This is a genomic window from Comamonas sp. JUb58 (genome assembly GCF_004364775.1).
GTDB lineage: Bacteria > Pseudomonadota > Gammaproteobacteria > Burkholderiales > Burkholderiaceae_C > Comamonas.
Map to the genome: position 1 here is coordinate 241,487 of NZ_SOAL01000005.1, position 26,778 is coordinate 268,264.

General features: G+C 64.2%; 26 protein-coding genes and 2 rRNA genes. 9 read left to right on the forward strand and 19 right to left on the reverse strand.

Features of this window, described 5'->3' with window-relative positions; genetic code table 11:
• Positions 1 to 56 precede the first annotated feature (56 nt).
• The 9 genes from EDF71_RS07355 to EDF71_RS07395 all read right to left on the reverse strand — a co-directional run bounded on the left by EDF71_RS07355 (position 57) and on the right by EDF71_RS07395 (position 9,316).
• Positions 57 to 1,058: a tripartite tricarboxylate transporter substrate binding protein gene (locus EDF71_RS07355; RefSeq protein WP_133855925.1), complete on the reverse strand. Its 1,002-nt coding sequence runs from the start codon at positions 1,056 to 1,058 to the stop codon at positions 57 to 59.
• A 49-nt stretch (positions 1,059 to 1,107) separates the two neighbouring features.
• Positions 1,108 to 2,403, reverse strand: a complete 1,296-nt coding sequence (locus tag EDF71_RS07360; RefSeq protein WP_133855926.1) for a glucarate dehydratase family protein — start codon at positions 2,401 to 2,403, stop codon at positions 1,108 to 1,110.
• A 54-nt stretch (positions 2,404 to 2,457) separates the two neighbouring features.
• Complete coding sequence (locus tag EDF71_RS07365; protein ID WP_133855927.1) at positions 2,458 to 3,753, reverse strand: TRAP transporter large permease; 1,296 nt, start codon at positions 3,751 to 3,753, stop codon at positions 2,458 to 2,460.
• Positions 3,754 to 3,763: 10 nt separating this feature from the next.
• Entirely contained in the window at positions 3,764 to 4,246 is a 483-nt protein-coding gene (locus EDF71_RS07370) for a TRAP transporter small permease (RefSeq protein WP_133855928.1), read from the reverse strand.
• 100 nt (positions 4,247 to 4,346) lie between these two features.
• Entirely contained in the window at positions 4,347 to 5,312 is a 966-nt protein-coding gene (locus EDF71_RS07375) for a TRAP transporter substrate-binding protein (RefSeq protein ID WP_133855929.1), read from the reverse strand.
• An 80-nt stretch (positions 5,313 to 5,392) separates the two neighbouring features.
• Entirely contained in the window at positions 5,393 to 6,301 is a 909-nt protein-coding gene (locus EDF71_RS07380; RefSeq protein ID WP_133855930.1) for an SMP-30/gluconolactonase/LRE family protein, read from the reverse strand.
• Positions 6,298 to 7,131, reverse strand: coding sequence for an NAD(P)-dependent oxidoreductase (locus EDF71_RS07385; protein ID WP_133855931.1), 834 nt, complete (start codon positions 7,129 to 7,131; stop codon positions 6,298 to 6,300). The genes EDF71_RS07380 and EDF71_RS07385 overlap by 4 nt, the downstream gene beginning before the upstream one ends.
• A 52-nt stretch (positions 7,132 to 7,183) precedes the next feature.
• Positions 7,184 to 8,347 carry a pyridoxal phosphate-dependent aminotransferase gene (locus EDF71_RS07390; RefSeq protein ID WP_243854207.1) on the reverse strand — a complete coding sequence of 388 codons (1,164 nt, stop codon included), beginning with the start codon at positions 8,345 to 8,347 and terminating at the stop codon, positions 7,184 to 7,186.
• Between the two features lie 72 nt (positions 8,348 to 8,419).
• A complete protein-coding gene (locus EDF71_RS07395) occupies positions 8,420 to 9,316 on the reverse strand; it encodes an amino acid ABC transporter substrate-binding protein (protein ID WP_133855933.1) in 897 nt (298 codons plus the stop codon).
• Between the two features lie 236 nt (positions 9,317 to 9,552).
• Here EDF71_RS07395 and EDF71_RS07400 point away from each other — a divergent pair, with 236 nt between their 5' ends.
• From EDF71_RS07400 to EDF71_RS07440, 9 genes are all read left to right on the forward strand, one after another.
• Positions 9,553 to 10,335, forward strand: coding sequence for a FadR/GntR family transcriptional regulator (locus EDF71_RS07400; protein ID WP_133855971.1), 783 nt, complete (start codon positions 9,553 to 9,555; stop codon positions 10,333 to 10,335).
• 241 nt (positions 10,336 to 10,576) lie between these two features.
• The gene (locus tag EDF71_RS07405) at positions 10,577 to 11,554 is read left to right on the forward strand and encodes a tripartite tricarboxylate transporter substrate binding protein (protein WP_133855934.1); all 978 of its coding nucleotides are present in this window, start codon (positions 10,577 to 10,579) and stop codon (positions 11,552 to 11,554) included.
• Between the two features lie 62 nt (positions 11,555 to 11,616).
• Positions 11,617 to 12,525, forward strand: a complete 909-nt coding sequence (gene kdgD / locus EDF71_RS07410) for a 5-dehydro-4-deoxyglucarate dehydratase (protein WP_133855972.1) — start codon at positions 11,617 to 11,619, stop codon at positions 12,523 to 12,525.
• A gap of 88 nt (positions 12,526 to 12,613) precedes the next feature.
• A complete protein-coding gene (locus EDF71_RS07415) occupies positions 12,614 to 13,600 on the forward strand; it encodes a 2-hydroxyacid dehydrogenase (RefSeq protein ID WP_133855935.1) in 987 nt (328 codons plus the stop codon).
• A 57-nt stretch (positions 13,601 to 13,657) separates the two neighbouring features.
• Positions 13,658 to 15,106 (forward strand): aldehyde dehydrogenase family protein, encoded by a 1,449-nt coding sequence (locus tag EDF71_RS07420; protein ID WP_133855936.1) that lies wholly within the window; start codon positions 13,658 to 13,660, stop codon positions 15,104 to 15,106.
• Positions 15,107 to 15,213: 107 nt separating this feature from the next.
• Positions 15,214 to 16,200, forward strand: a complete 987-nt coding sequence (locus EDF71_RS07425) for a phosphoesterase (protein WP_230778391.1) — start codon at positions 15,214 to 15,216, stop codon at positions 16,198 to 16,200.
• A complete protein-coding gene (locus EDF71_RS07430) occupies positions 16,200 to 16,439 on the forward strand; it encodes a cysteine-rich CWC family protein (RefSeq protein WP_133855937.1) in 240 nt (79 codons plus the stop codon). The genes EDF71_RS07425 and EDF71_RS07430 overlap by 1 nt, the downstream gene beginning before the upstream one ends.
• A gap of 101 nt (positions 16,440 to 16,540) precedes the next feature.
• The gene (locus tag EDF71_RS07435) at positions 16,541 to 18,007 is read left to right on the forward strand and encodes a DHA2 family efflux MFS transporter permease subunit (protein WP_133855938.1); all 1,467 of its coding nucleotides are present in this window, start codon (positions 16,541 to 16,543) and stop codon (positions 18,005 to 18,007) included.
• A 56-nt stretch (positions 18,008 to 18,063) separates the two neighbouring features.
• A complete protein-coding gene (locus tag EDF71_RS07440; RefSeq protein WP_133855939.1) occupies positions 18,064 to 18,831 on the forward strand; it encodes a class II glutamine amidotransferase in 768 nt (255 codons plus the stop codon).
• Between the two features lie 51 nt (positions 18,832 to 18,882).
• Here the strand turns inward: EDF71_RS07440 and EDF71_RS07445 are convergent, their stop codons facing one another.
• The 10 genes from EDF71_RS07445 to EDF71_RS07490 form a co-directional block, all read right to left on the reverse strand.
• Entirely contained in the window at positions 18,883 to 20,013 is a 1,131-nt protein-coding gene (locus EDF71_RS07445; protein WP_133855940.1) for an acyl-CoA dehydrogenase family protein, read from the reverse strand.
• A 48-nt stretch (positions 20,014 to 20,061) separates the two neighbouring features.
• Positions 20,062 to 20,730 carry an SDR family oxidoreductase gene (locus tag EDF71_RS07450; RefSeq protein ID WP_133855941.1) on the reverse strand — a complete coding sequence of 223 codons (669 nt, stop codon included), beginning with the start codon at positions 20,728 to 20,730 and terminating at the stop codon, positions 20,062 to 20,064.
• Between the two features lie 26 nt (positions 20,731 to 20,756).
• Complete coding sequence (locus tag EDF71_RS07455) at positions 20,757 to 21,380, reverse strand: MSMEG_1061 family FMN-dependent PPOX-type flavoprotein (RefSeq protein WP_133855942.1); 624 nt, start codon at positions 21,378 to 21,380, stop codon at positions 20,757 to 20,759.
• Positions 21,377 to 22,477: a hypothetical protein gene (locus EDF71_RS07460; RefSeq protein WP_133855943.1), complete on the reverse strand. Its 1,101-nt coding sequence runs from the start codon at positions 22,475 to 22,477 to the stop codon at positions 21,377 to 21,379. Before EDF71_RS07460 ends, EDF71_RS07455 begins: the two co-directional genes overlap by 4 nt.
• Positions 22,478 to 22,504: 27 nt before the next feature.
• Positions 22,505 to 23,686 (reverse strand): acetyl-CoA C-acyltransferase, encoded by a 1,182-nt coding sequence (locus EDF71_RS07465; RefSeq protein ID WP_133855944.1) that lies wholly within the window; start codon positions 23,684 to 23,686, stop codon positions 22,505 to 22,507.
• A gap of 102 nt (positions 23,687 to 23,788) precedes the next feature.
• Complete coding sequence (gene can, locus EDF71_RS07470) at positions 23,789 to 24,451, reverse strand: carbonate dehydratase (protein WP_133855945.1); 663 nt, start codon at positions 24,449 to 24,451, stop codon at positions 23,789 to 23,791.
• 48 nt (positions 24,452 to 24,499) lie between these two features.
• Positions 24,500 to 25,681, reverse strand: a complete 1,182-nt coding sequence (locus tag EDF71_RS07475; protein ID WP_021024982.1) for an isovaleryl-CoA dehydrogenase — start codon at positions 25,679 to 25,681, stop codon at positions 24,500 to 24,502.
• 88 nt (positions 25,682 to 25,769) lie between these two features.
• Positions 25,770 to 26,171, reverse strand: a complete 402-nt coding sequence (locus EDF71_RS07480; RefSeq protein ID WP_133855946.1) for a MerR family DNA-binding transcriptional regulator — start codon at positions 26,169 to 26,171, stop codon at positions 25,770 to 25,772.
• A 128-nt stretch (positions 26,172 to 26,299) separates the two neighbouring features.
• Positions 26,300 to 26,412 (reverse strand): 5S ribosomal RNA (gene rrf, locus EDF71_RS07485).
• Positions 26,413 to 26,586: 174 nt separating this feature from the next.
• A 23S ribosomal RNA gene (locus EDF71_RS07490) occupies positions 26,587 to 26,778 on the reverse strand; the annotation flags it as partial.

The window sequence follows — 26,778 nt, forward strand, 5'->3', positions numbered from 1 at the left end:
GTGCTGGTGCAACCCGGCCGCGCGGCCCTGTCAGTCACCGGGCCGGCTGCTCACGGTCAATCGGCCTTGATGCCGGCGGCCTGGATCACCTGCGCCCATTTGGCCACCTCGGCCTTCTGGAACTCGGCCAGCTCGGCCGGCGTCATCGTCGAAGGCTGCATGCCAAAGGCCTTCAGGCGGGCCTGTACCTCGGGCGTGGCGACGATCTTCATGATCTCGGCATGCAGGCGGTCCACCACCGGCTTGGGCGTACCCGCAGGCGCAAACACCGCCTGCCAGGAACCCATGTCAAAGCCCTTTTCACCGGCCTCGGCAATGGTGGGCACATCGGGCAGGGATTCCAGGCGCTTGGAGCTGGTCACCGCAATCGGGCGCAGCTTGCCGGCCTGGATATGCGGGCCGACCACCAGGGCCGTGTCAAACATCATGTCCACCTGGCCGCCGATGACATCCTGCACCGCCGGGCCGCTGCCCTTGTAGGGCACATGGGTGAACTTGACCCCCGTCTGGTAGGCCAGCAGCTCCAGCGCCATGTGGTTGGAGGTGCCGCTACCGGGCGATGCCGAGGTCAGCCCACCGCTGGAGGCCTTGGCCTTGCTGCCGGCCATCACATCGGCCAGGGTCTTGAAGGGGCTGGAGGCGGGCACCACCAGCACCAGCGGCCCCGAGCCCAGCATCGCGACCGGCGTGAAGGACTTGACCGGGTCGTAGTCGAGCTTGGAGTAGAGGCTGATATTGATCGCATGCGAGCTGATGGTGCCACCCAGGATGGTGTAGCCATCGGGCGCCGCACGCGCGGCCAGGGCCGAGCCCACGCTGCCGCCGGCACCGCCCTTGTTTTCGATGATCATCGGCGTGCCCAGCGCCTTGCCCAGCGGCTGGGCCACCACACGCGCCAGGGTATCGGTATTGCCACCGGGCGGAAACGGCACCAGGTAGGTGATGGATTTGCCGGTGGGCCAGCTGCTTTGCGCCAGCGCGGATGTGCTGGCCAGGCCGGCGCCCAGCATCAGGGCGCTGGCTGCGAGCGAGCTTTGGATCAGGGTTCTGCGTTGCATGGATGTCTCCTTGGTTTGTAATCGTCGAAAGCAATGAACTCGGTGGGTATCAAAAACGCGGCTGCTTGCCGTCAAAGCTGGGGTCGTACTTGCGCATCTGGCCCAGGTCATCGCGGTTGCGGATGCCGCAGTGCAGGTAGTTGTCATGCAGGCGCGCCAGCGCGTTGCGGTCCAGGCGCACGCCCAGGCCTGGCGTTGTCGGCACACGCAGGCTGCCGGCTTCAAACTGCAGGCGCCCGCCCTCGATGACCTCCTCGTCCTGCCAGGGGTAGTGGGTGTCGCAGGCATAGGTGAGCAAGGGCACGCTGGCGCAGAGATGCGTCATCGCCACCAGGCTGATGCCCAGGTGCGAGTTGCTGTGCATCGACAGGCCCAGATCAAAGGTGCGGCACAGGGTGGACAGGCGCTGCGTCGCGCGCAGACCGCCCCAGTAGTGGTGGTCGCTCAGCACAATCTTCACCGGGCAGCCCATCTCGGCATTGCGCCGGAACTCGGCAAAATCGGTCACCACCATATTGGTGGCCAGCGGCACCTCGCAGGCGCGGGCCACCGCCGCCATGCCATCCAGCCCGGGCGCCGGGTCTTCGTAGTACTCCAGCACGCCGCGCAGCTTGTCGACAATGCGCAGGCTGGTCTCCACCGTCCAGTTGGCATTCGGATCGATGCGCAAAGGCAGGCCGGGAAAGGCCTCGGCCAGGGCCAGAATGCCGGCAGCCTCCTCATCGGGCGGCAAGGTCCCGGCCTTCAACTTGATGCTCTGGAAGCCGTACTGGCCAATCATGCGCTGCGCCTGCGCCACCAGCTGCTGCGGTGTCAGCGCCTCGCCCCAGGCATCGGGCGCATAGGGCTGGCCGGCATGCTCGGCGTACTTGTAGAACAGATAGGCCGAGAACGGCACGCTGCTGCGCGCCGCGCCCCCCAGCAGATCGACCACCGGCGCATTGGCCATCTGGCCTTGCAGATCGAGCATGGCCACCTCAAAAGCGCTGACCACCTTGGCCACTGTTTTGGACACATGGGTGCCCGGCGCCAGCGATACCTGCTGGCCCAAGAACTCCGATGCCGTCTGCACCGGCGGAGCCACCAGCACGGCCACCCGCTGCTCCATCTCGTTCAGCGCCCAGGGCGACAGCCCCACCAAGGCCGGTGCCGCCTTGGCCAGCGCATCGAGCATGGGCTGGTCGCCATAGCTTTCATTGATCCCCACCAGGCCCGAGGCGGTCTCGATCTCGATGATGGAGCGCAGTGCCCAGGGTTCATGGATGCCGGCAGCGTTGAGCAACGGCGGGTCGCGGAAGGCAATCGGCGTGATGCGGATATGGCGAATGGCGTGTGAGGTACTCATCGTGAAAACGCAGAAGAAAGCAGAAGGGGTGAAGGGGTGAGAGGCAATGAACGCTTAGCGCACGGTCATGAAGATCTGCGGCAGCCAGGTGGTGAAGGCCGGCACAAAGGTCACCAGGCCCAGCGCAAAGATCAGCGCGCCATAGAACGGCCAGATGGTGCGCATGACGGTGCCCACCGACACGCCGCCAATGGCGCAGCCGACAAACTGGGTGGTGCCCACCGGCGGCGTGTTCAGGCCCAGCGCGCAATTGATCAGCAGCACAATGCCGAACTGCACCGAGCTCATGCCGTAGTGCTGGGCAATCGGCAGGAAGATGGGCGTGCACAGCAAGATGGTGGCGGCCATGTCGAGGAAGGTGCCGAGCAGGAACAGGATGATGTTGATCAGCAGGAACACCATCCAGGGCGTAGTGGTCACCTGGGCCAGCATCTGGCCGGTGAGCTCGGCCACGCCGTAGAGGCTGATCAGGTAGCCAAAGGTGCTGGAGATACCGATCAGCAGCAGGATGATGCCGGTGTTGCGCACCGCCTTGGAGGCGGCCTTGACAAAGTGCGACCAGCTCAGCGACCGGTAGACAAACACCGTCAGCGCCAGCGCATACAGCACGGCCACGACGGCCGATTCGGTGGCGGTGAACACGCCCGACAGAATGCCGCCCAGGATCAGCACCACCACAAACAGGCCCGGCAGCGCCGCCGCCAAGCTGCGCCCCACCACCTGCCAGCCGGGGAAGGTACCGGCCGGGTAGCCCCGGCGGCGTGCCACCCAGTAGGCCGCGCCCAGATTGCTCAGGGTCAGGATGATGGCCGGAATGATGGCCGCCAGGATCAGCGCCGCAATCGACACCTTGCCGCTGGCTGCCAGCGCATAGATGATGATGTTGTGGCTGGTCGGCATCAGCGCGCCCACCAGGGCCGCATGCGTGGTCACGTTGACGGCGTAGTCCGCGTGGTAGCCCTCTTTCTTCATCATCGGGATCATCACCGCGCCCATGGCCGAGACATCGGCCACCGGCGAGCCCGAGACACCGCCAAACAAGGTGCAGGCCACCACATTGGACATGCCCAGGCCGCCGCGCACATGGCCGATCAGCGCCCGCGCAAAGTTGACGATGCGGTCGGCAATGCCGCCGTGCAGCATCAGCTCACCGGCAAAGATGAAGAAGGGAATCGCCAGGAAGGAGAACACCCCCATGCCGGCGGTCATCTGTTGAAAACCCACCTCCAGCGGCAGCCCCTCGTAGGCCAGGGTGGCCAGCGCAGACAGGCCAATGGAGAAGGCCACCGGCACGCCCAGCAGCAGCAGGACGGCAAAGCTCAGGCTCAGAATCAGCAAGGCTGTGGTCATCGCCGCGCTCCTAGTTGGGCTGCACTTCGCGGCCTTGCGCGAGTGCGATCAGGTGTTCGATGGAAAACAGCACGATCAGGCTGCCGGCAATGATGGCGGGCACGTATTTCCAGCCTTCGGAAACGCCCAGGGTTGGCAGGCGGTAGTCCCAGACCGATTCGGCCAGCGATGCGCAGCCATAGGCCATGGTGGCGCCAAACAGCAGAATCAGCGCATGGATCAGAAACTCCATCTTGGTGCGCAGCCAGTCCGGCGCCAGCACCAGCAGCGATTCCAGCCCGATATGGCCGCTGTCACGCACGCCGACGGCAACGCCGAACATGGTCACATAGAGCACCAGCAACAGCGACAGGCTCTCGGCCCAGGTCGGCGTGTTGTTGAGCACATAGCGGCCAAACACCTGCCAGCTGACGGCAGCAATCAGCAGCATCAGGCCGGCAATACCCAGCCACATGCACAAGCGCGACAAGGCGCTGCAAATCTTGGTAAACATCGTGGTGCCCGAGCAGCCCGGGGGCGCACAGCCTCCGGGCGATGGTTGCAAGGAGCCAGCACCCGGCGGGCACTGGCATTGGCTTGGGGTCAGCGGCTCATCAAGGCGTGTCTTGCGCGCGCTTGACCAGGTCTTTCAGCTTGGCATCGGTGATGAACTTGTCATACACCGGCCGCATCGCCGCCTGGAACGGGGCCTTGTCCACCTCGATGATCTCGGCGCCGCCGGCCTTCACGACCTCCAGCGACTTGGCCTCGCGCTCGGCCCACTGCTTGCGCATATAGGGCACCGACTCCTTGGCGGCCTGGCGCACCCAGCCCTGCTCCTCGGGCGAGAGCTTGTCGAAGGTGCGTTTGGAGAACAGCAGAATCTCCGGCGCCATCGAGTGCTCGGTCTTGCTGAAGTACTTGGCGACTTCGAACGAGCGCGAGCTCTCGAAGGTCGGGTAGTTGTTTTCGGCTGCATCGATGAGGCCGGTCTTCAGCCCGGTGTAGACCTCGCCCATCGGCATCGGCGTCGCATTGGCGCCCATGGCTTCGAGCATGCTCACCCAGAGATCGGACTGCTGCACGCGCACCTTCATGCCCTTCATGTCGGCCAGGCTCTTGACCGGCCGCTTGGCGGTGAACATCGAGCGCGCACCGCTGTCGTAAAAGCCCAGGCCGACAAAGCCCTGCTTCTCACAGGCTTTGAGGATCTCCTCGCCCACGGGGCCATCGAGCACCTTGTGCATATGCTCCACCGAGCGGAACAGGAAGGGCATGGTGGGCACCACGGTCTCGTTGCAGACATTGTTCATCGCGCCGACATTGACCCGCACCATCGCCAGCGCCCCAATCTTGGCCTGCTCGATGGTTTCCTTCTCGCCCCCCAGCGCCCCGTTCGGGTAGACGCGGATGCTGTGCTTGCCGCCTGACAGCGCCTTGAGGCGCTCGCCCATGAACTTCACCGCCTGCACGGTCGGGTAGTCGTCCGGGTGGATATCCGATGAACGAAATTCGGTGGCCTGGGCGCCGAGCGCCAGCAGACCGGCAGCCAGTGCTGCACTGATAGTGGAAAGTCGCATTTGTCTACCTCGTTATCTCTGTGGTTGGGGAACATGCCCGGATGGTTTCCGGGTCTCTGGGTCACACACACCTCGCCTGTTTACAGGGGCCGAAATTCCGTCTCCTCCATTCCTGAAACGCCTGGGCGCAGCGCAAACACGCCACCGGCCAGCGGTTGGTCCGACAGATCGATGCCCTCGGGCCGTATCGATGTGACATAGAGCACATCCAGCGCCGGGCCACCAAAGGCGCACATCGCTGGCTTCTTGACTGGCAGCGGCAGCGAGCGGTCCAGTTGCCCATCGGGCCGGAAGCGGTGCACCAGACCGGCGTCATTGCCGCAGATCCAGTAGCAGCCCTCAGCATCGATGGCCGCGCCATCGGGCCGGCCCGGCAGGCTCGTCATATCGACAAACAGGCGGCGGTTGTGGGGTGTGCCGCTGTCGGTGTCGTAGTCAAAGGCCCAGATCTGCTGGCTGCGCGGGTGCGAATCCGACAGGTACATGGTGCGGCCATCGGGGCTGAAGGCCAGGCCGTTGGGCGTGATCAGCGGGCCCAGTTGCAGGTCCTGCGCGCGGCCTGTCGCCAGGTCATCGCCCCCCAAGCGGTAGAGCTTGCCCACCGGTTGCGCGGCCGCCATGTCCATCAGCATGCTGCCCGCCACAAAGCGGCCCTGGCGGTCGCAGCGGCCATCGTTGAAGCGCATGCCAGGCATGGCGTGGTCGACGGTGGCCAGCGGCTGGGTGTGGGCTCCTCCATCGCCCAAGGTCACCTGGTAAATGCCATCCTCCAAGCCTGCAATCCAGCGCTGCGAATCGCCCTGCCAGGCGGCCATGCAGGCCAGCATCTGCGGCAGCTGCCATTGCGTAGCGCTGCCTTGCCCGGGCTGCCAGCGCTGCAGCAGGCCGCGCGGTATGTCGGCCCAGTACAGCGCAGCCTCCTGCGCGCGCCACACGGGGCTTTCGCCGGTGGCGTTGCGGGCATCGAGGACCAGCTCGGCGGCTGTCATGCAGGCTGCTCCAGCGTATCGCCAAAGGGGCCCTGGGCGGTGAAGGCACCACCCTGGTAGACGGCGACCGGGTCGTTGGCCGCAGGGGCGGGTTGCGCCTCCACCTTGGCGCGCCAGGGCTCGGAGCTGTCCTTGGGCACAAAGCCCAGGTGGGCCGCAGCATGGTTGTCCCACCACAGGTCGCGGTTGGCCGATGCGCCGTAGACGACGGTATGGCCGACGTTTGGGGTGAACAGGCTTTTCTCCACCAGCTGCACCAGGTCGTCATAGCTCAGCCAGCTGTGCATCATGCGCCGGTCCTTGGGCTCGGGGAAGGACGAGCCAATGCGTATGCTCACCGTCTCGATGCCATAGCGGTCAAAGTAGAAGCTCGCCATGTCTTCCCCAAAGGACTTGGACAGGCCGTAGTAGCCATCAGGGCGGCGGCGCGCGTTGGCGTCGATCTTTTCGCTCTGCGGGTAAAAGCCGATCACATGGTTGGAGCTGGCAAACACAATGCGCTTCACGCCATGGCGGCGCGCTGCCTCGTAGAGGTGGAAGATGCCTTTGATATTGGCCTCCAGCACCTCTTCAAAAGGCCGCTCCACCGACACACCGCCCAGGTGCACGATGGCGTCGCAACCGGCCACCATCGCATCCACCGCCTGCTTGTCGGCCAGATCGCAGGTGTTGACTTCTTCTTGGGCATCCCGTGGTGCGCCCATGCCGGCGATGTCGGACACGCGCAAGACGGGCGCCAGGCCACGCAGGCGCTGGCGCAGCACCTGGCCCAGGCCGCCGGCGGCGCCGGTCAACAGCAAGCGTTGCAGCGGGGGAGTTTGTGCCTGCATCTGCTGCTCCTTTTTCATAAAAAAAGGCGCTTATGAAAAGCGCCTTGGTTGCTCAGCCTTGTGCCAGGCCGTCGATGGCAGAACGGATGTTCTTCAGTGCCTTCACCACCAGCGCGGGGTCGGTGGCGAACGACAGACGAACATAAGGCGACATGCCAAAGGCAGCGCCCGGCACGGTCGCCACCTTGGCGGTGTTGAGCAGGAAGCCCGACACGGCAGCATCGCTGTCCAGCACCTTGCCTTCGGCCGTGCGGCGGCCGATCAGGCTCTGGCAGCCGAGGAACAGGTAGAAGGCGCCATCGGGCACCGACGACAGGGTCAGCTCAGGCACGATGGCCAATTCGCTGCGGATGGTCGCCAGCCGGTCGACAAAGGTCTGGCGCGCCTGGCGCACGCAGTCCTGGTCGCCCAGCAGCGCCGCTTGCGCCGCAGCCTGCGCCACCGAGGTGGCGCTGGTGCAGCTTTGCGATTCGAGCTTGTTCATGCCGCCGATCAGCTTCTCGGGGCCTGCCGCATAGCCAAGGCGCCAGCCGGTCATCGCATAGGACTTGGAGACGCCGTTGATGATCAGCATGCGGTCCTTCAGATAAGGACAGGCCTGGGCGAACGAGACAAAGGGCACACCGGTCAGGATGATGTGCTCGTAGATCTCATCGGACATGACCAGCACATCCGGGAAGTCCTTGAGCACCTCGCCCAGCGCTTCCAGCTCGGCACGGCTGTAGACCGCGCCGGTGGGGTTGCCAGGGCTGTTGATGATCAACCAGCGGGTCTTGGCCGTGATGCTCTGGCGCAGGGCCTCGGGCGTGAGCTTGAAGCCCACCGCCTCGGAGCAAGGCACATAGACCGGCACGCCGCCATGCAGGGCCACGATGTCGCCATAGGACACCCAGCAAGGCGTGGGCACCACGACCTCATCGCCGCTCTCCAGGGTTGCCATGAAGGCATTGAAGATCAGCTGCTTGGCGCCGACGCCGGTGGTGATCTCGGCCACGGTGTAGTCAAGCTCATTGTCCTGCTTGAACTTCTGCGCAATCGCCTTGCGCAGGCTCTCGTTGCCGGCGGGCACGGTGTACTTGGTGGCACCGGCCTTGGCCGCCGCCATCGCCGCATCGATGATGTGCTCGGGCGTATTGAAATCGGGCTCACCAATGCTCAGGTCGATGACATCGATGCCTTCGGACTTCATCTTCTTGGCCTGCGAGGAAATCGCCATGCTGGGCGACGATGGCAGGCTCTCGACTTTTTGACTTAGCTTCAACATAAATTCGCAATCGCTCAGTTTCTCTTAGATGCCCTTGTCATTGGGGTTGGCGTAGAGCGCCTTGGTCGAATCGCTGAGCGGGAAGTTGATGTTCACGTTGCGCGGAGGGATCGTGGTCATGAACCACTTTTGGTAGAGCGCTTCCATCTCGCCGGACTTGATCATCGCGTAGACGGTGTCATCGACCAGCTTCTTGAAGGCCGGATCATCCTTGCGCAGCATCACGCCATAGGGCTCGGTGCGCAGTGGCTCGTTCAGGATCACGTACTGGTCGCGCTGGGGCGAAGTGGCGATAAAGCTGGCCAGTTGCACGTCATCGAGCACAAAGGCATCGGCCTTGCCCGATTCAAACATCACAAAGGCTTCGGACGGGTCCTTGCCATAGACCTCGTTGAACTTCACGCCCTGGGCCTTCTTGTAGGCGCGCAGCAGCTGGATCGAGGTGGTGCCGGTGACGGTAGCCACATTGCGGTTTTGCAGATCGGCAATGCCCTTGACTGGCGAATCCTTGCGCACGGCCAGGGTCACATTGGCCGAGAAGTAGCTCGGCGAGAAGGAGACCTGCTCCTGGCGCGCAATGGTGTTGGTCACCGGCGTGCAGTCCAGATCGACGGTGTTGTTCTGGATCAGCGGAATGCGGCTGGTGGGCGTGGTGATCAGGTACTTGATCTCAAGCTTGGGCAGGCCAGCGGCCTTTTGCGCTGCCTCGGCCACCTTCAGGCAGATGTCGTTGATCATGCCGATGGGGTCCGCATTGCCATTGACCTTGTAGCTGAAGGGCACAGACATGTCGCGTGCACCGATGGTGATCGCGCCGCTTTGCTTGATCTTCTCCAGGGTGCTGGGGGTCTGCGCTTGCGCCAGGGAAGCAGCCAGCAGGCTGACGGCACATACGGTGGTTTTCGAGAAAAGCTTGAGCATGATGGGAAAGTAGGTTACAACAAGGCATCAGTCATGTGTTGTCTGATGACAAGGCTGAATTATGATCACAGCTATGCCCAAAAGCCCCTCGGAATTACCCGCATCCCCGTCAATGGCATCCGCCCCGGATGCCATTTGCCACGGTTGCCGTGCCGCACAAGCCAACGGCCAGACCCTTGTTCTGCCGGACCACAGCCATGCTTAAAAGCCCCTCGGAATTAGCCGCACCCCCATCGATGGCATCGGACTCGGCCGCCAGCCTGCGCGGCAGCCGTGCCGCCAAAGGCAGCCGCAGCCTGGCCAATCTGCTGTCGGAAGAGTTTGAAAACAAGATCCGCCAGGGCCTGTTGCAAGAGGGCGACAAGCTGCCCACCGAGACCGAACTGGTGCGCAGCTATGACGTGAGCCGCACCGTCGTGCGCGAGGCGCTGTCCAAGCTGCAGGCCTCCGGTTTGGTGGAAACCAAGCACGGCATCGGCACCTTTGTGCTGCCCGCGCGCAGCACGCCGGGCATGGTGCTGAGTGCCCATGAGCTGAGCGAATCGGTTGATGTACTCGCCGTGCTGGAGCTGCGCATCAGCCTGGAGACCGAAGCCGCCGGCCTGGCCGCCACCCGGCGCCAGGAGCCGCATCTGCGCGCGATGCGCACTGCCCTGCAGGCCTTTGAGCAGAACTTTGCACTGGGCCGCGAGACCGTGAGCCATGACCTGGACTTCCACCTCAGCATCGCCAAGGCCACCGGCAACCGCTACTTCCAGGAGATCCTGCAGCACTTTGGCTCGATGCTGATTCCGCGCAACCGGATTGCCTCGATCCACATCCCCACGCGCGACCCGGACTACCTCAAGCGCGTGAACCGCGAGCATGAAGAAATCTTCTCTGCGATCGAGCGCCAGGATGCCGACTCGGCCCGCGCTGCCATGCGCATCCACCTGACCAACTCGCGCGAACGCCTGCGCCTGGCCCAACGCCTGGCCCAGGAGCAGCAAGCAGCCGGCGCACCGGGCAAGGAGCGCTGAAGCGCCCGCGCAACAGCCAGGCAGGGGCTGTTGCGGTAACGTGCTATCCCTTAGAAGCCGCGCCAGCCAGCCCAGCAAAACACAGCAACGGGCCCGCGCCAGCACCGACACCCAGGCCGCGCAAAGCGGCCTGAATCCCCACCCCAACACCCAGCCAAGCGTTTCCCCTAGTCAAGCAATACTTGGCGATCTGCGTTTTGAGTTGTATGATGTCTTATATCTAAAAAGGAGACAGAGACATATGCATCGCCGTTCGCACCTGATCTATTCAGCGCTGGCCCTGGCTGCCGGTAGCTTGTTATCGACTCCGCTGTTGGCGGCCGATGCCTGGCCGAGCAAGCCTATCCGGCTGATCGTTCCCTACCCACCGGGTGGCAGCTCGGACATCATTGCCCGCTCGATTGGCCAGCTGATCTCGCAAGAGCTCAAGCAGACGGTGGTGATCGACAACAAGCCCGGTGCCAACGGCAACCTGGGCGCCGAGTTTGTGGCCCGCGCCCAGCCCGATGGCTACACCTGGCTGCTCTGTGACCTGGGTGCGCTAGCAATCTCGCCATCGATCTATACCAAGCTGAGTTTTGACCCGAGCAAGGACCTGCGTGGCGCCGCCATGCTGGCCTACTCGCCGCACATGCTGGTGGTGCACCCCTCGGTGCAGGCCAACAACCTGCAAGAGCTGGTGGCACTGTCCAAGAAGCAGGACCTGAACTTTGCCGTCACGGCCACCGGCAGCGCGCCGCACCTGGCCGGTGTGGAACTGGCCCGGCTGACGGGCGCCAAGTGGGTCTATGTGCCCTACAAGGGCGGCGTGCAATCGGTGCAGGACACCGTGGCCGGCCAGACCCAGGTGCTGATGAACGGCATGCTGGCCACCTACCCCCATGTGCAAAGCGGCAAGTTGAAGCTGCTGGGCATTTCCAAGAATACCCGCATGCCGCTGATCGCCGATGTGCCGACCCTGGCCGAACAAGGCGCAGCCGGCTTTGCCTCGGGCACCTGGCAAGGCGTGGTCCTGCCGGCCAAGACGCCTGAAGCGATCATTCAGAAGGTCAACCAGGCTTTGCTGACCGCCATCCGCTCGCCCGAGGTGCGCTCGCGCCTGACCGGACAGGGCGCCGAGGTGGTCACGATGACACCGGTCGAGACCGACCAATTTTTCAAGGCCGAACGCCAGCGCTGGCGCACGGTCGTCCAAACCGCCAACCTGCAGCTCGATTGAGCCTCGCAGATTTGGCACTGTTGCATTAGCCCTCGTTTTTTTGAAAGTTTGATATGAGCACCATGAGCCCCCAGGATGTGAAGAGCGTGATGAGTTCCGGACTGCTGTCCTTCCCCGTCACCGACTTCGATGCACAAGGCAACTTCAACGCCAAGGGCTATGCCGAGCGCCTGGAATGGTTGGCCCCCTACGGCGCCAGCGCCCTGTTCGCCGCCGGCGGCACCGGTGAGTTCTTCTCGCTGACCGCTGACGAGTACCCCGCCATCATCAAGACCGCGGTGGACACCTGCAAGGGCAAGGTGCCAATCATTGCCGGTGCCGGCGGCCCAACCCGCTTTGCGATCCAGTGCGCTCAAGCTGCGGAAGCCGCTGGCGCGCACGGCATCCTGCTGATGCCCCATTACATGACCGAAGCCAGCCAGGAAGGCCTGGCCGCCCACGTCGAAGCCGTCTGCAAGAGCGTGAAGTTCGGCGTCATCATCTACAACCGTGGCGTGAGCCGCTTCAGCCCCGAGACCGTTGCCAAGCTCTGCGAACGCAACCCCAACCTGGTGGGCTTCAAGGACGGCGTGGGCGACATCGAAGCCATGTCGGCCATGTACCTGACCATGGGTGACCGCCTGGCCTACCTGGGTGGCTTGCCGACCGCCGAAGTCTATGCCGCTGCCTACAAGGCACTGGGCACGCCCGTGTACTCGTCGGCCGTGTTCAACTTCATCCCCAAGACCGCGATCCGCTTCTACGAAGCCGTGCGTACCGATGACCACGCTACCCAGCACCAGCTGCTCAAGGACTTCTTCATGCCTTACCTGAAGATCCGCAACCGCAGCGCTGGCTACGCCGTGTCCATCATCAAGGCCGGCGCCAAGCTGGTGGGCCACGATGCCGGTCCGGTGCGCGCACCGCTGGCCGACCTCAAGCCCGAGGAAGTCGATATGCTGGCAGCGCTGATCAAGAAGGTTGAAGCCTGATCTCCGTTGACTTCCTGGCCCGGTAACCACCCGCAGCGCTGTGCTGCGGATGGTGCCGGGCTCTTTCCGTTGAAAGCCCCCTCCACACATGACTGCTACCCAACGCCCGCGCGTGCTGCAAATGGGCAAGATGCCGCTGCCCGCGCTTGATGCCGATCTGGCCCAGGAATTCGATACCACCGTGCTGAGCGCACAAGCGGACCCGCAGCAGTTCCTAGCTGCCCATGGTTCGGAGTTTGCCTACCTGGTCACCTCGGCCAGCATGGGCGCATCGGCCTCGGTGATCCAGGCCTTGCCGGCGCTGCGCGGCATCAGCAGTTTTGGCGTGGGCTTTGATGCGCTGGACCAGCAGGCCATCCTGGCCAAGTCCGCCCGCGTGGGCTACACCCCCGGTGTGCTGGACGACTGCGTGGCCGACATGGCCTTTGCGCTGCTGCTGGACAGCGCCCGCCGCCTGGCAGCGGCCGACCGTTTTGTGCGCGCCGGCCTCTGGCCCAGCGAACGCTTTGGCGTCTACACCCGCGCCTCGGGCAAGCGCCTGGGCATTCTGGGCATGGGCCGCATTGGCCGCCAGGTGGCCCGCCGCGCCAGCGGTTTTGACATGGAGGTGGCCTACCACAACCGCCGCCCGGCCAGCGATTCGCCGCACCGCTACATGGCATCGCTGCAGGAGCTGGCCGAGTGGTGCGATTTTCTGGTCATCACCGCCGCCGGTGGCGACGACACCCGCCACCTGGTCGATGCCAAAGTGCTGCAAGCGCTGGGCCCCAAAGGCTTTCTGATCAATGTGGCGCGCGGCAGCGTGGTTGATGAAGCGGCGCTGCTAAATGCACTGCAACACCAGCGCATTGCCGGCGCCGGCCTCGATGTGTTCGAGGACGAACCCCGCCCCTTGCCCGGCCTGCTGCAGCAGGACAACGTGGTGCTGGCACCGCACATCGCCAGCGGTACGCAGGAGACGCGCCGCGCGATGGCCGATCTGGTGCTGGCCAACCTGCGCAGCCTGATCGCCGACGGCCAGCCGCTGCAGGAAGTGCCCTGGTCCTTGGCTGCGGCACAGGCCCGCGCTGCCTGAGCGCCCTCTCATTCTCCAACCCATTTTTAGACCAGGCCCAACCCGCTTGGCAAGCTTATGACCGCACATAACAACCTGATCAACGGCAGCTGGACACCCGGCAAGACCAGCTCCCCCAACACCAACCCCAGCGACCTGTCCGATGTGATCGGCCAGTACGCCCAAGGCGATGCCAGCGATGTGGATGCCGCAGTGGCCGCCGCCACAGCCGCCTTCCCGGCCTGGAGCGTCTCGGGCATCCAGGCGCGCCATGATGCGCTGGACAAGATTGGCATTGAAATCCTGGCGCGCAAGGAAGAGCTGGGCGACCTGCTGGCCCGCGAAGAGGGCAAGACCCGGCCCGAGGCGATTGGCGAAGTGGCCCGCGCCGGCCAGATCTTCAAGTTCTTTGCCGGCGAATGCCTGCGCCTGGCCGGTGAGAGCCTGCCCTCGGTGCGCCCCGGCATTGGTGTGGAAATCACGCGCGAGCCCATCGGGGTGGTCGGCCTGATCACGCCCTGGAACTTCCCCATCGCCATTCCGGCCTGGAAGATTGCACCCGCGCTGGCCTTTGGCAACTGCGTGGTGATCAAGCCCGCCGACCTGGTGCCTGGCAGCGCCTGGGCACTGGCCGACATCATCCACCGCAGCGGCATCCCTGCCGGCGTCTTCAACCTGGTGATGGGCCGGGGCCGCATCATTGGCGATGCCTTGGTGCAGCACCCCGATGTGGCCGCGATCAGCTTTACCGGCTCGGTCGGTGTGGGCCGGGGCATTGCCGAGGCCTGCGTGAAATCGGGCAAGAAGGTACAGCTGGAGATGGGTGGCAAGAACCCGCAGGTGGTGCTGGACGATGCCGACCTGGCCCAGGCCGTGGAGCTGTCGGCCCAGAGCTGCTTTTACTCGACCGGCCAGCGCTGCACTGCATCGAGCCGTCTGATCGTCACCGACAAGATCTACCCCGCCTTTGTGCAGGCGCTGCAAGAGCGCATGGCCAAGATCAAGGTGGGCGATGCGCGCGCCGCCGGCACCGATATCGGCCCCGTGGTGAGCCAGGCCCAGCTGGAGCAGGACCTGAGCTATGTGGAAATTGCCAAGGCCGAAGGCGCCGTGCTGGCCACCGGCGGCAGCCGCATTGCCTGCCATACCGGCAGCGGCAAGGAAGGCTTTTTCATGCAGCCAGCCTTGCTGGTGGACAGCACACCCCAGATGCGCATCAACCGCGAAGAGGTGTTTGGCCCCGTCGCCAGCGTGATCCGCGTGCAGGACTATGAAGAGGCGCTGGCTGTGGCCAACGACACCGCCTTTGGCCTGTCTGCCGGCATTGCCACCACCAGCCTGAAGTACGCCAGCCACTTCAAGCGCCACGCCCAGGCCGGCATGGTGATGGTGAACCTGCCTACCGCGGGCGTGGACTACCATGTGCCGTTTGGCGGCCGCAAGGGATCGAGCTACGGCCCGCGCGAGCAAGGCCGCTATGCGCAGGAGTTCTACACCACGGTGAAGACCGCCTATACGCTGGCATAAGCGTCTGCGCCAGCCCATGGCGCCTGCGGGCATCTGCTGCTCCTCCACCGGATGCCCGCGCAGTACTTGATCCCCCTCAGGTAATGCCCTTGAAGGAAAATGGCAGGATGAAACTTCTGCCCGACCTTTCTCTGCCGGTAAAAGCCGACATCAACGACCCCCAGCCCCTGATCCTCTACCACGGCCGCAACTGCCCCGATGGCTATGGCGCAGCGCTGGCGGCCTGGCTGTTTTTCTCCGGCAACGCAGAGTTTCGTGGCCTGGACCATGGCGAAATCCAGACCGTGGACGACCTGGGCCCGCTGGCCGGCCGCACGATCTACATCCTGGACTTTGCCTTTGGCCCCGAGCTGCTGGCGGCCATCGAGGCGCAGGCGCACAAGCTGGTGCTGCTGGACCACCACAAGAGCGCGGCCGAGAAGCTCAATGGCTACCAATGCACCTGCGGCGTGGTGCATTTCGACATGAACAAGTCCGGCGCACGCCTGGCCTGGGAGTTCTTCTTCCCCAAGGACCCCATCCCCGCGCTGGTGCTGCACATCGAAGACCGCGACATCTGGCGCTGGCAGTACCCCGAGAGCGGTGCCTTTCTGGCCGCGCTGGACATGGAGCCGCGCAGCTTTGAGCGCTGGGCCGAGATTGCGGCCTTCAGCCCCGAGCAGCTGAGCGCCTTCATGGCCCGTGGCGGCGCGATGGACGAGAAGTACCTCAAGCTCTGCAGCGACATCGCCGAAGGCGCGCAACCGCTGGTGTTCAACGGTGTGGCTGGCCTGATGGTCAACGCCCCGGGCATGTTCCACAGCCAGGTCGGCGACATCCTCGCCAAGCAAAGCGGCACCTTTGCGCTGATGTGGAGCGCCAGCCCCAAGGGCGCCAAATGCGGCCTGCGCTCGCGCTCGGATTTCAACTGCATCCCGCTGGCCGAAAGCATGGGCGGCGGCGGCCATGCCCAGGCCTGCGGCTTCCGCATGGGGGTGGACCGCCTGCCCGAGCTGCTGGCCGGCAGCCTGACCGCCCGGCCCGAAGACGCGCTGCCGCCCCCCCGCCCCGCGCCAGCCGCCGCACCCACCCCGGTGCCCACAGGCACGCCATGATGCCTGCCACCCGCACGGACAGCAGCACCTGGGCGCAGCAATGCCCCTTGTGCGGCCAGCGCAACGGCTGTGCCGTGGCCCAGGGCCTGCCTGCTGCCCAGTGCTGGTGCATGACCGCCGATATCGATTCCCAGGCCTTGCAGCGCCTGGCCCCTGCCGAGCGCGGTCAGCGCTGCATCTGCCCGGCCTGTGGCCGCGCGCAGCCCGATCCCGGCGCCCGCCCCAACCGGGGTGACTGACAAGCGCCAGCCCCAGGATCATCATCAAACGCCCGGGGCCCGCCTGCTTGCAGGCACCCCACCTGGCCCCGCCACACGCGCCCATCCGCCCAGCCCACGCCATGCAGATACGACACCACACCTCCCAGGATCTGCGCAGCCTCTATGGGGACCGTTTTCGCTGGTACCTGCTGTTCAGCGTCATGGTGGGCACGATGGCCTCGATCATCTCCTCGACCATCTTCAATGTCGCCATTCCGGCGATGAGCCTGCACTTTCAGCTGGGCCAGTCGCGCGCGCAATGGGTGACCTCGTCCTTCATGGTGGCCACCACGGTGGCGATGCTGACCACGCCCTGGCTGCTGTCGCGCTACGGCTACCGCAACACCTACCTGGGCGCCGTGCTGCTGCTGATGCTGGGCGGCATTGGCGGGGGCTTCAGCAGCGACTACAACCTGGTGCTGGTGGCGCGCGTGGTCGAGGGCCTGGCGGCCGGTGTGATCCAGCCGATTCCGGCCATCATCATCCTGCATGCCTTTGCCGCCCATGAGCAGGGCCGTGCCAATGGCCTGTTTGGCATGGGCATCGTGCTGGCGCCAGCCATTGGCCCCAGCGTGGGCGGCCTGCTGGTGGACTGGATGGGCTGGCGCTCGGTGTTCTTCATGGTGGTGCCGCTGTGCCTGGCCTCGGTCTGGCTGGGGCTGAAGTTTGTGCCCGTCAATGCGCCGGGCGGCGCCGCCGCCGACCGCCATGGCAACAGCCTGGACTGGCTGGGCCTGGCGATTGCCACCACCGGCACGGTCTGCCTGCTCAATGGCCTGGTGGCCCTGCATGGCACGGGCTGGCAGCAAAGCGCCGTGCTGCTGGCGATTGCGCTGGTCTGCCTGCCCGCCTTCATCGCCTGGCAGCGGCGCCTGCTGGCCCAGGGTGGCAAGCCGCTGATGGACCTGCGCCTGTTTGCCTGCAAGCCTTTTGCGGCCGGCTGCATCGTGGCCTTTATCTATGGCGTGGCCTTGTTTGGCTCCACCTACCTGCTGCCGGTGTTCATGCAGCTGGGGCTGTCTTATTCGGCCTCGGTGGTCGGCACCACGATGCTGCCCGCCGGCCTGGTGCTGGGCGGCGTCATCGCGCTGGCCGGCCGCATGGCCGACCGCACCCCCGTGCACTGGCTGGTGATCGGTGGCCTTTCGCTGCTGGCGCTGTCCTTTGTGCTGACCGGTGTGCTGCAGCCGGGCTCCTCGCTGTGGCTGCTGGTCGGTTACACGGTGCTGGGCCGGGTTGGCCTGGGCTTTATCCTGCCCTCGCTGACCCTGGGCAGCATGCGGCCGCTGGACAAGAGCCTGATCTCGCAGGGATCGAGCAGCTTCAGCTTTCTGCGCATGCTGGGCGGCGCCGCCGGGGTCAGCCTCTGCGGCATCTTTCTGGAGTGGCGCGTGGCCTTCTACGCCAACCAGTCGCCCGCGATCGACATTGCACTGGCCGAGCGGGTCGCGGGCTTTCGCGACACCTTTTTGATGCTGGCCGTGGTCTGTGTGCTGGCTGGCATTGCCGCCCGCCAGCTGCAGCCGCGTGCAGGCGCCAAGCCCTGAGCGGCTGGCGAATGGTCTACACTGGGCCATCCAACGGTTTTCAAAGAGTTTTTGCCATGTGCCAACTGCTGGGGATGAACTGCAACACCCCCACCGACATCAACTTCAGCTTCAGCGGCTTTTCGCAGCGGGCCGGCAATACCGACCACCACAGCGATGGCTGGGGCATTGCCTTCTTTGAAGAAGGCGGCCTGCGCCTGCTGGTGGACCACCAGCCCGCCGTCCAGTCGCCGGTGGCCGAGCTGGTGCGGCGCTACCCCATCCACAGCCGCAATGTGATTGCGCATATCCGCAAGGCCACCCAGGGCCAGGTGATGCTGCAAAACTGCCACCCCTTTGTGCGCGAGCTCTGGGGCAAGAACTGGGTGTTTGCCCACAATGGCGATCTCAAGGACTTCCGCCCGCGCCTGCACAGCCACTTTCACCCGGTGGGCGACACCGACAGCGAGCATGTGTTTTGCTGGCTGATGCAGGAGCTGTGGAAATCCCATGCCGGCACGCCCAGCATTGCCGAGCTGACCCACACCCTGCGCGAGCTGGCAGCGCAGATCGCCCCCCATGGCACCTTCAACTTTCTGCTCTCCAATGGCGATGCGCTCTGGGCCCATGCCAATACCTTCCTCTGCTACACCGAGCGCGCGCATCCGTTCTCGCAGGCGCAGTTGAGCGATGAGGACCTGAGCATCGACTTTGCCACCTGCACTACGCCGCAGGACCGCGTGGCCGTGGTGGTGACGGCGCCGCTGACCACCAACGAGCAGTGGACGCCTTTCCAGCCCGGCGAGCTGATGGTGTTTGCCGACGGCCGGCGCCTGGCGCTGTAAACAACAAACCCGGCAGCGCCGGGTTTGTTTTTAGTACGCCTGCAAAGGCCCTCAAGCCAGCGCGCGGGTGATCAGAATCTTCTGCACATCGCTGGTGCCTTCGTAGATCTGGCAGACCCGCACATCGCGGTAGATGCGCTCCACCGGAAAATCATTGACGACGCCATAGCCGCCCAGGGTCTGGATGGCAGCGCTGCAGACGCGCTCGGCCATTTCGCTGGCAAACAGCTTGGCCATGGCCGCTTCCTTCAGGCAAGGCTGGCCGGCATCGCGCAGGCTGGCGGCATGCCAGATCAGCTGGCGCGCGGCCTCGATCTGCGTCGCGCATTCGGCCAGGCGAAAGCCGACGGCCTGGTGGTTGATGATGGGCGTGCCAAAGCTCTCGCGCTCCTTGGCGTACTGCACGGCCACGTCAAAGGCGCTGCGGGCCATGCCCACGCTTTGCGCGGCAATGCCGATGCGCCCGCCTTCGAGCGCGCCCAGCGCAATCTTGTAGCCCTCGCCCTCGGCACCAATCAGGTTCTCGGCCGGCACTACGCAGTTCTCAAAATTGATCTGTGCGGTATCGCTGCTGTGCTGGCCAAGCTTGTCCTCCAGCCGCGCGACCTGGTAGCCCGGGTTGTCGGTGGGCACGATAAAGGCGCTCATGCCCTTTTTGCCGGCACCCTTGTCGGTCACTGCAATCACAATCGCCGTCTGGCCGTTCTTGCCGCTGGTGATGAACTGCTTGACGCCATTGATCACATAGGCATCGCCCTGTTTGCTGGCGGTGGTGCGCAGCGCGCTGGCGTCCGAGCCGACATGGGGCTCGGTCAGGCAGAAGGCGCCCAGCATCTCGCCCCTTGCCAACGGAGCCAGCCATTGCTTTTTCTGCGCATCGCTGCCGTAGCGCATCAGGATGGCATTGACGGGGCAGTTGGTCACGCTGATGGCGGTGCTGGTGCCGCCGTCGCCAGCGGCGATTTCTTCCAGCACCAAGGCCAGGCTGATGTAGTCCAGCCCTGCGCCGCCCAGCGCATCGGGCACGCAGATGCCGTAGGCACCCAGCTGGGCCAGGCCCTGGTGGGCGGCCTTGGGGAACACATGGTCGCGGTCCCACTGCGCGGCGTGTGGCCACAGCTCGGCCTGGGCAAATTCACGCACCGCATCGCGGATCATCGTCTGGTCGTCGTTCAAAAGCATGGGTTTGTCTCCGGATTTTCTAGTTCTGTCGCTGTCTGCCTGGCGGGCTTACCAATGCTTGGCGCGGCGGCCATCGTGGTGCAGCAGGCGCCCCTTGTCGGCATCGCTGACCGAGGCCAGGGTCTGGCGCATGTCGCTCACGCTTTGCTGCACGGTCAGGGGCGCTTCGTCCCCGCCCATGTCGGTCTGCACCCAGCCCGGATCCAAGGTGATCAGGCGCGCGCCGGGGTAGTCATGCTGGGCGGAGGCCACCGCCATGTTCAGCGCCGTCTTGCTGACGCGGTAGAGCCAGGAGTAGCTGTCATCCACACCTTCGATCTGCGACATCGACGACGAGATAAAGGCAAACACGCCGCCGCTGGCCTCGACGATCGGGCCGATCTGCGGCAGCAGCTGCATGGCACCCAGCACATTGGTGTGCATCACCGCATCAAAATCGGCCTGGGTCGGCACGCTGCGGGCATTGGGCCGACGGATCACACCGGCAACATACATGGCCAAGTCGATCTGCTGGCCGGCCAACGCCGTCGCCAGCGCGGTCACGCTCTCTGGTTTGAGCACATCGACCAGAAAAGCCTGAGCGCCCAGCGCCTGCAGGCGCGCCTGGGCCTCGCTATCACGCACGGTGGCCAGCACCGTCCAGCCGGCCTGCGCATACTCCCGCACCAGCTCCAGGCCGATGCCGCGCGAGGCGCCAATCACCAAAATCACAGCCATTCCCACGCCCTCCTTGGCGGTTGTTGTCAATGTCCCTGCTCTTGCAGAATTTGTTGCTGGTAGCGCGCCACCATGTCCGCCTGCGGCTCAGGCGCCGCACTCAGGCCCATCTGGTCATGGATCATCTGGTTGAGCGTCGGCAGGGTGCTGCGCGCGATCTGTGCCTCAGCCTGCCACAGGCGCGAGCGCATCAAGGCCTTGGCGCAGTGCAGATAGGCTTCGCGCACCTCGATCTCGATCACCAGCTTGGGCCGTTGGCGCTCGCCATCGAACACATCGATGAAGCGGGCCTCATCGCGCAGCTTTGCGGTGCCGTTGACGCGCAGGGTCTCATCCACCCCGGGCAACAAAAACAGCAGCGCAATGCGCGCATCGGTCAGCAGGTTGCTGAGCGAATCCAGCCGGTTGTTGCCACCGGCATCGGGCAGCAGCAGATGCTGCACGCCCCGGCATTTGACAAAGCCCGGCGGCCCGCCCCGGGGCGAGGCATCGAGCATCTCGGCCGCCTGCCCGGCCGTGGCCACCACGCACAGGGGCGACAGCGCTATAAAGCGCTGGCAATGGGCATCCAGGTGGTCGAGCTGCTTGGCCAGCGCGCGCTCGGCGGGCTGGGCGTACAGGGCGCGCAGTTGCTCGGCAGATTCGATCATGCAGCCTCCGGATCGTCAGCATCACCATCGGCCGCTGCGGCGCCTGCGGCCGCATAGACGGCCAGGTAGGCATCCCAGGACGGATCGAATTGCAGCTCCACCCGTCCGGGCAAAGCCTGTGCATGCTGCTGCAGCAACTGCTGGGCGGCAGCGGCGTCATCGACGTAGTAGCAGGCGCTGCGCTCGCTCATGCCTTCGATACGGGTATAGGCCAGAATGCCGGTCTCCATGCGCTCCAGCGCGGCCTGCAGGCCTTCTTGCGCATCGCGTGCCTGGTCCAGGGTCTCGCCATCGTCAAACGGCAAGGTCCATTGCAGGCAGTAAGGCAGATCGGCGCGCGTGGCCACGGCATTGGCCGACAGGCGCAGGCCGAGCAGATCGGGCACGGCATCGGCGGGCGCATCGCGGCGGCGCGCCTCCAGCATTTTCCAGCGGTCATTGTCGGCCGTGGGGAAGCGGTAGCTGCGCCCCAGGCTGTCGCGCAAAAAGGCATCGAACACCGCAGGGAAGTCCGACAGCGGGCCCACACCCGCAACTTCGGGTGCGAAGGCGTCGACCACATCGACCGGGCCGACCCGCACCGCAAAATCCCATTCGCCCAGGACATGGTCGAGCATGATGAAGGCCATGTGCTGGGCCAGCTCGCGCTGCTCGGGGGCGATGATCTTCTCAAAGCCCAGCTCCAGGCCGACAATGCCACCGGCATCGTAGTGGGCGACCAGCACATCCGAGCAGGACAGCTCCAGGCCCTCCATCGCCATGCTGAAATCCTTGATGGGGCTGCGGTTGCGGAAGGCCTGCACCTTGTAGCCCGGCAGGCTGGGCGCGCCGCGCACCAGCGCCATCAGGTTCTCGAACTGGTCGATATTGCCGTGGGCGCTGAACACCAGGCGCGAAAACAGGCTGCCTTCGGAGCGCTCCAGCTCCAGCGCCAAATCGGGTGCAACGCGGGCCAGCATCTCGTTGGCCTGTGTCACAAAGGCCTGGTTGGGCAACAGCGCCAGGTGGCGCTCTTGGTAGACCAGTTCCTGCCAGAAGGACTCGATATCCCGTGCCTGCAGTTGCCCCGGGCCTGGGCCCACCGATTCGTTCGTCATAGTTTCTCCTCTTTCAGGATGACTAGACTACATGATTTCAATCGCCATCGCAGTGGCCTCACCTCCGCCGATGCACAGGGTGGCCAGGCCGCGGCGCTTGCCACGGGCCTGCAGCGCGTGCAGCAGGGTCACCAGGATGCGCGCACCGCTGGCACCAATAGGGTGGCCCAGCGCGCAGGCGCCGCCGTTGACGTTGACGATGTCGTGCGAGACCTTCATGTCAGCCATCAGCGCCATCGGCACCACGGCAAAGGCCTCGTTGATTTCCCAGAGGTCTACATCCTCGACCTTCCAGCCGGCCTTTTTCAGCGCCTTCTCGGTCGCGCCGATCGGTGCGGTGGTGAACCACTCAGGCTCCTGCGCATAGCTGGCATGGGCCACGATCTTGGCCAGCGGCTTGCAGCCCAGCTCTTTGGCGGTGGATTCGCGCATCAGCACCAGGGCGGCTGCGCCATCGTTGATGCTGGAGCTGGATGCGGCCGTGATCGTGCCATCCTTCTTGAACGCCGGCTTGAGGGCGGCGATCTTGTCCAGGCGGGCCTTGCCGGGGCCTTCGTCTTCGGTCACGGTGACATCGCCCTTGCGGGTGGAGACGGTCACCGGCGTGATCTCGGCCTTGAAAGCGCCGGACGCGGTAGCCGCCTGCGCGCGCTGCACGCTGGCAATGGCGAACTGGTCCTGCTGCTCGCGGCTGAACTGGTACTTGGCGGCACAGTCTTCGCCAAAGGTGCCCATCGAACGGCCGGGCTCGTAGGCGTCTTCCAGGCCATCGAGCATCATGTGGTCGAAGACCTTGTCATGGCCCATGCGGTAGCCGCCACGGCCCTTTTTGAGCAGGTAGGGGGCGTTAGTCATGCTTTCCATGCCGCCCGCCACCATCACATCGCGACTGCCCGCCACGAGCTGGTCATGCGCCAAGATGGTGGCTTCCATGCCGGCGCCGCACATCTTGGACAGGGTCACGGCGCCGGTGCTCTTGGGCAGACCGCCCTTGAACAAGGCCTGGCGCGCCGGGGCCTGGCCCTGGCCAGCCATCAGGCAGTTGCCGAACAGCACTTCTTCCACTTTTTCAGGGGCGACACCCGCGCGCTCCACCGCAGCCTTGATGGCCGCGCCGCCCAGGTCATTGGCCGAGAGCTCGGCAAAATCGCCCATGAAAGCACCCATGGGGGTACGGGCTGCGCCAACGATAACGACGGGATCTTGCATCTGGTGTCTCCTGATTGAATTCGGGTCTGGTGCGGCAGGCATCTGAGGGCCCGCTCGCACTGTAAAAAAGGCATCCCTAGGAATTAGGGATGCCTTGCGGGTTTAATCGCGCTTGCGTTCGGCCACCAGGGCCACGGCGCGTTGGTGGACTTCGGCCAGCCCGCCAATGCCTGGCACGGTCATCTCCAAGTCGGTGATCAGGCCGTTCTTGAGGCTGTAGCACCAGCCGTGCAAGGTCACCTTCTGGCCGCGCGTCCAGGCGTCCTGCAAGATGGTGGTCTGCGCCACGTTCACCACCTGCTCGATGGCATTGAGCTCGCACAGCGCATCATGGCGGTGCTGGGGCGGCAGGCTTTGCAGCAGGTCCAGGTGCTTGTCGCGCACATCGCGCACGTGGCGGGTCCAGTTGTCGACCAGGCCCAGGCGCAGGCCTTCAAGCGCCGCGAGCACGCCGCCGCAGCCGTAGTGGCCCACAACCATCAGGTCCTGGATCTTGAGCTGGTCCACCGAATACTGGATGGTGGACAGGCAGTTCAGATCGCTGGGCACGACCACATTGGCCACATTGCGGTGCACAAACACTTCACCGGGCTCCAGGCCGGTGATCTGGTTGGCCGGTACACGGCTGTCCGAACAACCGATCCACATGTACTTGGGGTGCTGCTGCGACATCAGGCCCGTGAAGAACCCGGGGCGGTCACGCTCCATCTGCTCTGCCCACAAGCGGTTGTGGTCAAACAGGTCTTTGATGGAGGTCGTAGTCATAAGGCTATCCTTTGTTGTGTGGGTATCAGGATGGCGCAGCGCAGCCGGTCAGCAGGTCTCTGCGAACAGCTCACGCCCAATCAACATGCGGCGAATCTCGCTGGTGCCGGCGCCAATTTCATAGAGTTTCGCATCTCTCCAGAGGCGGCCGAGTGGATATTCATTGATATACCCATTGCCGCCATAGATTTGCACGCCTTCGCCGGCCATCCAGGTCGCCTTCTCGGCGCACCAGAGGATGACGCTGGCGCAGTCCTTGCGCACCTGGCGCACATGGTCAGTTCCGAGCAGATCGAGGTTTTTAGCGACCGTATAGGCAAAAGAGCGGCCTGCTTGCAACACGGTGTACATATCCGCCACCTTGCCCTGGATGAGCTGGAACTCACCAATGCTCTGGCCAAACTGCTTGCGGTCGTGGATATAGGGAACCACGTTGTCCATCACCGATTGCATGATGCCCAGCGGGCCACCGGTCAGCACGGCACGTTCGTAGTCCAGACCACTCATCAGCACCTTGGCGCCACCATTGACCTGGCCCAGCACGTTCTCGGCCGGCACTTCGACGTTCTGGAACACCAGCTCGCCGGTGTGGCTGCCTCGCATGCCCAGCTTATCCAGCTTCTGCGCAATCGAAAAACCGGGCATGCCCTTCTCGATCAGGAAGGCGGTCACGCCCCGTGCGCCCATCTCCGGCTCGGTCTTGGCGTACACCACCAGAGTGTCGGCATCCGGGCCGTTGGTGATCCACATCTTGTTGCCGTTGAGCAGGTAGTAGCCGCCCTTGTCCTCGGCCTTGAGCTTCATGCTGATGACGTCGGAGCCGGCGCCCGGCTCGCTCATCGCCAATGCCCCCACATGCTCACCGCTGATCAGCTTGGGCAGGTACTTGGCCTTCTGGGCTTCATTGCCGTTGCGGTTGATCTGGTTCACGCAGAGGTTGCTGTGGGCGCCATAGGACAAGCCCACCGAGGCGCTGGCGCGGGAGATCTCCTCCATCGCCACCATATGGGCCAGGTAGCCCATGTCGGCACCGCCATATTGCTCGGACACTGTGATGCCCAGCACACCCAGGTCGCCAAACTTGCGCCACAGGTCCATCGGGAACTGGTCATTGCGGTCGATCTCGGCGGCACGCGGCGCGATTTCGGCCTGCGCAAACTCGCGCACGGCGTCGCGCAGGGCGTCGATATCCTCACCCAACTGGAAATTCAGGCCTGGTAATCCGGACATGGTCTTGTCTCCTATCTATATGGCGCACCAGATGCCGCCGGCACGCCAAGGCGGTAGAGCGGCATCATTACGTTTACGTTCACGTCAACTATATATTATTTTTTGACGGCTGCTTTGCGAGCAAAGCATGGGCTTCCTGCATATGCTCATCAATTTCTGCCAAGTTGGCCTGCAAATCTGCCAACTGCGTCTGCAGGCGCTGGCGATGCGCCGTCAGCACCTCGATAAAGCGGCTCAGCTGCACACCGGTATCGCGCGGCGACTCGTAGAGGTCGATGATTTCCTTGGCTTCCTGCAAGGTCAGCCCCAGGCGCTTGGCACGCAGGGTCAGGCGCAGGCGTGTGCGCTCCTTGGCCGAGTACACGCGCTGCTTGCCGCCGGCGCCGGTGCGCTCAGGGTGCAACAGGCCCATGTCCTCGTAAAAGCGGATGGCCCGGGTCGTCAGATCAAATTCTGCTGCCAGCTGCCCGATGGAATAAGTCGGTGTCATGGTCCCCTTGTCTGCGCTTGTTGTTCTGGATGGGCCATTATGCGGCATGCGCTGCCTGGCAGTGCCAGGCGCTGCCCAAAAGAAAAACCCCTCTACTCGGAGGAGTAGAGGGGTTGATCAGTATAAAAGCCTGACGATGACCTACTTTCACACGGGAATCCGCACTATCATCGGCGCGAAGTCGTTTCACTGTCCTGTTCGGGATGGGAAGGAGTGGTACCAACTTGCTATGGTCATCAGGCATAACTTTTTGCTCCTTGGCGGCTTTGCGCTGATCGGTCGATCAGGGCTAGTCCGCTTTCGAAGCGAATTCATAGAGTCTTATCAGCTAAATTTGATTGCGCTTTGGGCATAACTGCAGTTGCAGTGTTTCTTTGCAAGGGGCCCATCTAAGGGAGGGCCCAATCAAAGTTATAGGGTCAAGCCGCACGAGCAATTAGTATTGGTTAGCTTAACGCATTGCTGCGCTTCCACACCCAACCTATCAACGTCCTGGTCTAGAACGACTCTTCAGGGGGGTCAAGCCCCCGGCAGATCTCATCTTGGAACGAGTTTCCCGCTTAGATGCTTTCAGCGGTTATCTCTTCCACACATAGCTACTCGGCAA

What these genes read in the sequence shown, in the direction of transcription:
- EDF71_RS07355 (WP_133855925.1), bottom strand. Translation starts at nt 1,058, where the DNA reads ATGCAACGCAGAACCCTGATCCAAAGCTCGCTCGCAGCCAGCGCCCTG.
- EDF71_RS07360 (WP_133855926.1), bottom strand. Translation starts at nt 2,403, where the DNA reads ATGAGTACCTCACACGCCATTCGCCATATCCGCATCACGCCGATTGCC.
- EDF71_RS07365 (WP_133855927.1), bottom strand. Translation starts at nt 3,753, where the DNA reads ATGACCACAGCCTTGCTGATTCTGAGCCTGAGCTTTGCCGTCCTGCTG.
- EDF71_RS07370 (WP_133855928.1), bottom strand. Translation starts at nt 4,246, where the DNA reads ATGTTTACCAAGATTTGCAGCGCCTTGTCGCGCTTGTGCATGTGGCTG.
- EDF71_RS07375 (WP_133855929.1), bottom strand. Translation starts at nt 5,312, where the DNA reads ATGCGACTTTCCACTATCAGTGCAGCACTGGCTGCCGGTCTGCTGGCG.
- EDF71_RS07380 (WP_133855930.1), bottom strand. Translation starts at nt 6,301, where the DNA reads ATGACAGCCGCCGAGCTGGTCCTCGATGCCCGCAACGCCACCGGCGAA.
- EDF71_RS07385 (WP_133855931.1), bottom strand. Translation starts at nt 7,131, where the DNA reads ATGCAGGCACAAACTCCCCCGCTGCAACGCTTGCTGTTGACCGGCGCC.
- EDF71_RS07390 (WP_243854207.1), bottom strand. Translation starts at nt 8,347, where the DNA reads ATGGCGATTTCCTCGCAGGCCAAGAAGATGAAGTCCGAAGGCATCGAT.
- EDF71_RS07395 (WP_133855933.1), bottom strand. Translation starts at nt 9,316, where the DNA reads ATGCTCAAGCTTTTCTCGAAAACCACCGTATGTGCCGTCAGCCTGCTG.
- EDF71_RS07400 (WP_133855971.1), top strand. Translation starts at nt 9,553, where the DNA reads ATGGCATCGGACTCGGCCGCCAGCCTGCGCGGCAGCCGTGCCGCCAAA.
- EDF71_RS07405 (WP_133855934.1), top strand. Translation starts at nt 10,577, where the DNA reads ATGCATCGCCGTTCGCACCTGATCTATTCAGCGCTGGCCCTGGCTGCC.
- kdgD (WP_133855972.1), top strand. Translation starts at nt 11,617, where the DNA reads ATGAGCCCCCAGGATGTGAAGAGCGTGATGAGTTCCGGACTGCTGTCC.
- EDF71_RS07415 (WP_133855935.1), top strand. Translation starts at nt 12,614, where the DNA reads ATGACTGCTACCCAACGCCCGCGCGTGCTGCAAATGGGCAAGATGCCG.
- EDF71_RS07420 (WP_133855936.1), top strand. Translation starts at nt 13,658, where the DNA reads ATGACCGCACATAACAACCTGATCAACGGCAGCTGGACACCCGGCAAG.
- EDF71_RS07425 (WP_230778391.1), top strand. Translation starts at nt 15,214, where the DNA reads ATGAAACTTCTGCCCGACCTTTCTCTGCCGGTAAAAGCCGACATCAAC.
- EDF71_RS07430 (WP_133855937.1), top strand. Translation starts at nt 16,200, where the DNA reads ATGCCTGCCACCCGCACGGACAGCAGCACCTGGGCGCAGCAATGCCCC.
- EDF71_RS07435 (WP_133855938.1), top strand. Translation starts at nt 16,541, where the DNA reads ATGCAGATACGACACCACACCTCCCAGGATCTGCGCAGCCTCTATGGG.
- EDF71_RS07440 (WP_133855939.1), top strand. Translation starts at nt 18,064, where the DNA reads ATGTGCCAACTGCTGGGGATGAACTGCAACACCCCCACCGACATCAAC.
- EDF71_RS07445 (WP_133855940.1), bottom strand. Translation starts at nt 20,013, where the DNA reads ATGCTTTTGAACGACGACCAGACGATGATCCGCGATGCGGTGCGTGAA.
- EDF71_RS07450 (WP_133855941.1), bottom strand. Translation starts at nt 20,730, where the DNA reads ATGGCTGTGATTTTGGTGATTGGCGCCTCGCGCGGCATCGGCCTGGAG.
- EDF71_RS07455 (WP_133855942.1), bottom strand. Translation starts at nt 21,380, where the DNA reads ATGATCGAATCTGCCGAGCAACTGCGCGCCCTGTACGCCCAGCCCGCC.
- EDF71_RS07460 (WP_133855943.1), bottom strand. Translation starts at nt 22,477, where the DNA reads ATGACGAACGAATCGGTGGGCCCAGGCCCGGGGCAACTGCAGGCACGG.
- EDF71_RS07465 (WP_133855944.1), bottom strand. Translation starts at nt 23,686, where the DNA reads ATGCAAGATCCCGTCGTTATCGTTGGCGCAGCCCGTACCCCCATGGGT.
- can (WP_133855945.1), bottom strand. Translation starts at nt 24,451, where the DNA reads ATGACTACGACCTCCATCAAAGACCTGTTTGACCACAACCGCTTGTGG.
- EDF71_RS07475 (WP_021024982.1), bottom strand. Translation starts at nt 25,681, where the DNA reads ATGTCCGGATTACCAGGCCTGAATTTCCAGTTGGGTGAGGATATCGAC.
- EDF71_RS07480 (WP_133855946.1), bottom strand. Translation starts at nt 26,171, where the DNA reads ATGACACCGACTTATTCCATCGGGCAGCTGGCAGCAGAATTTGATCTG.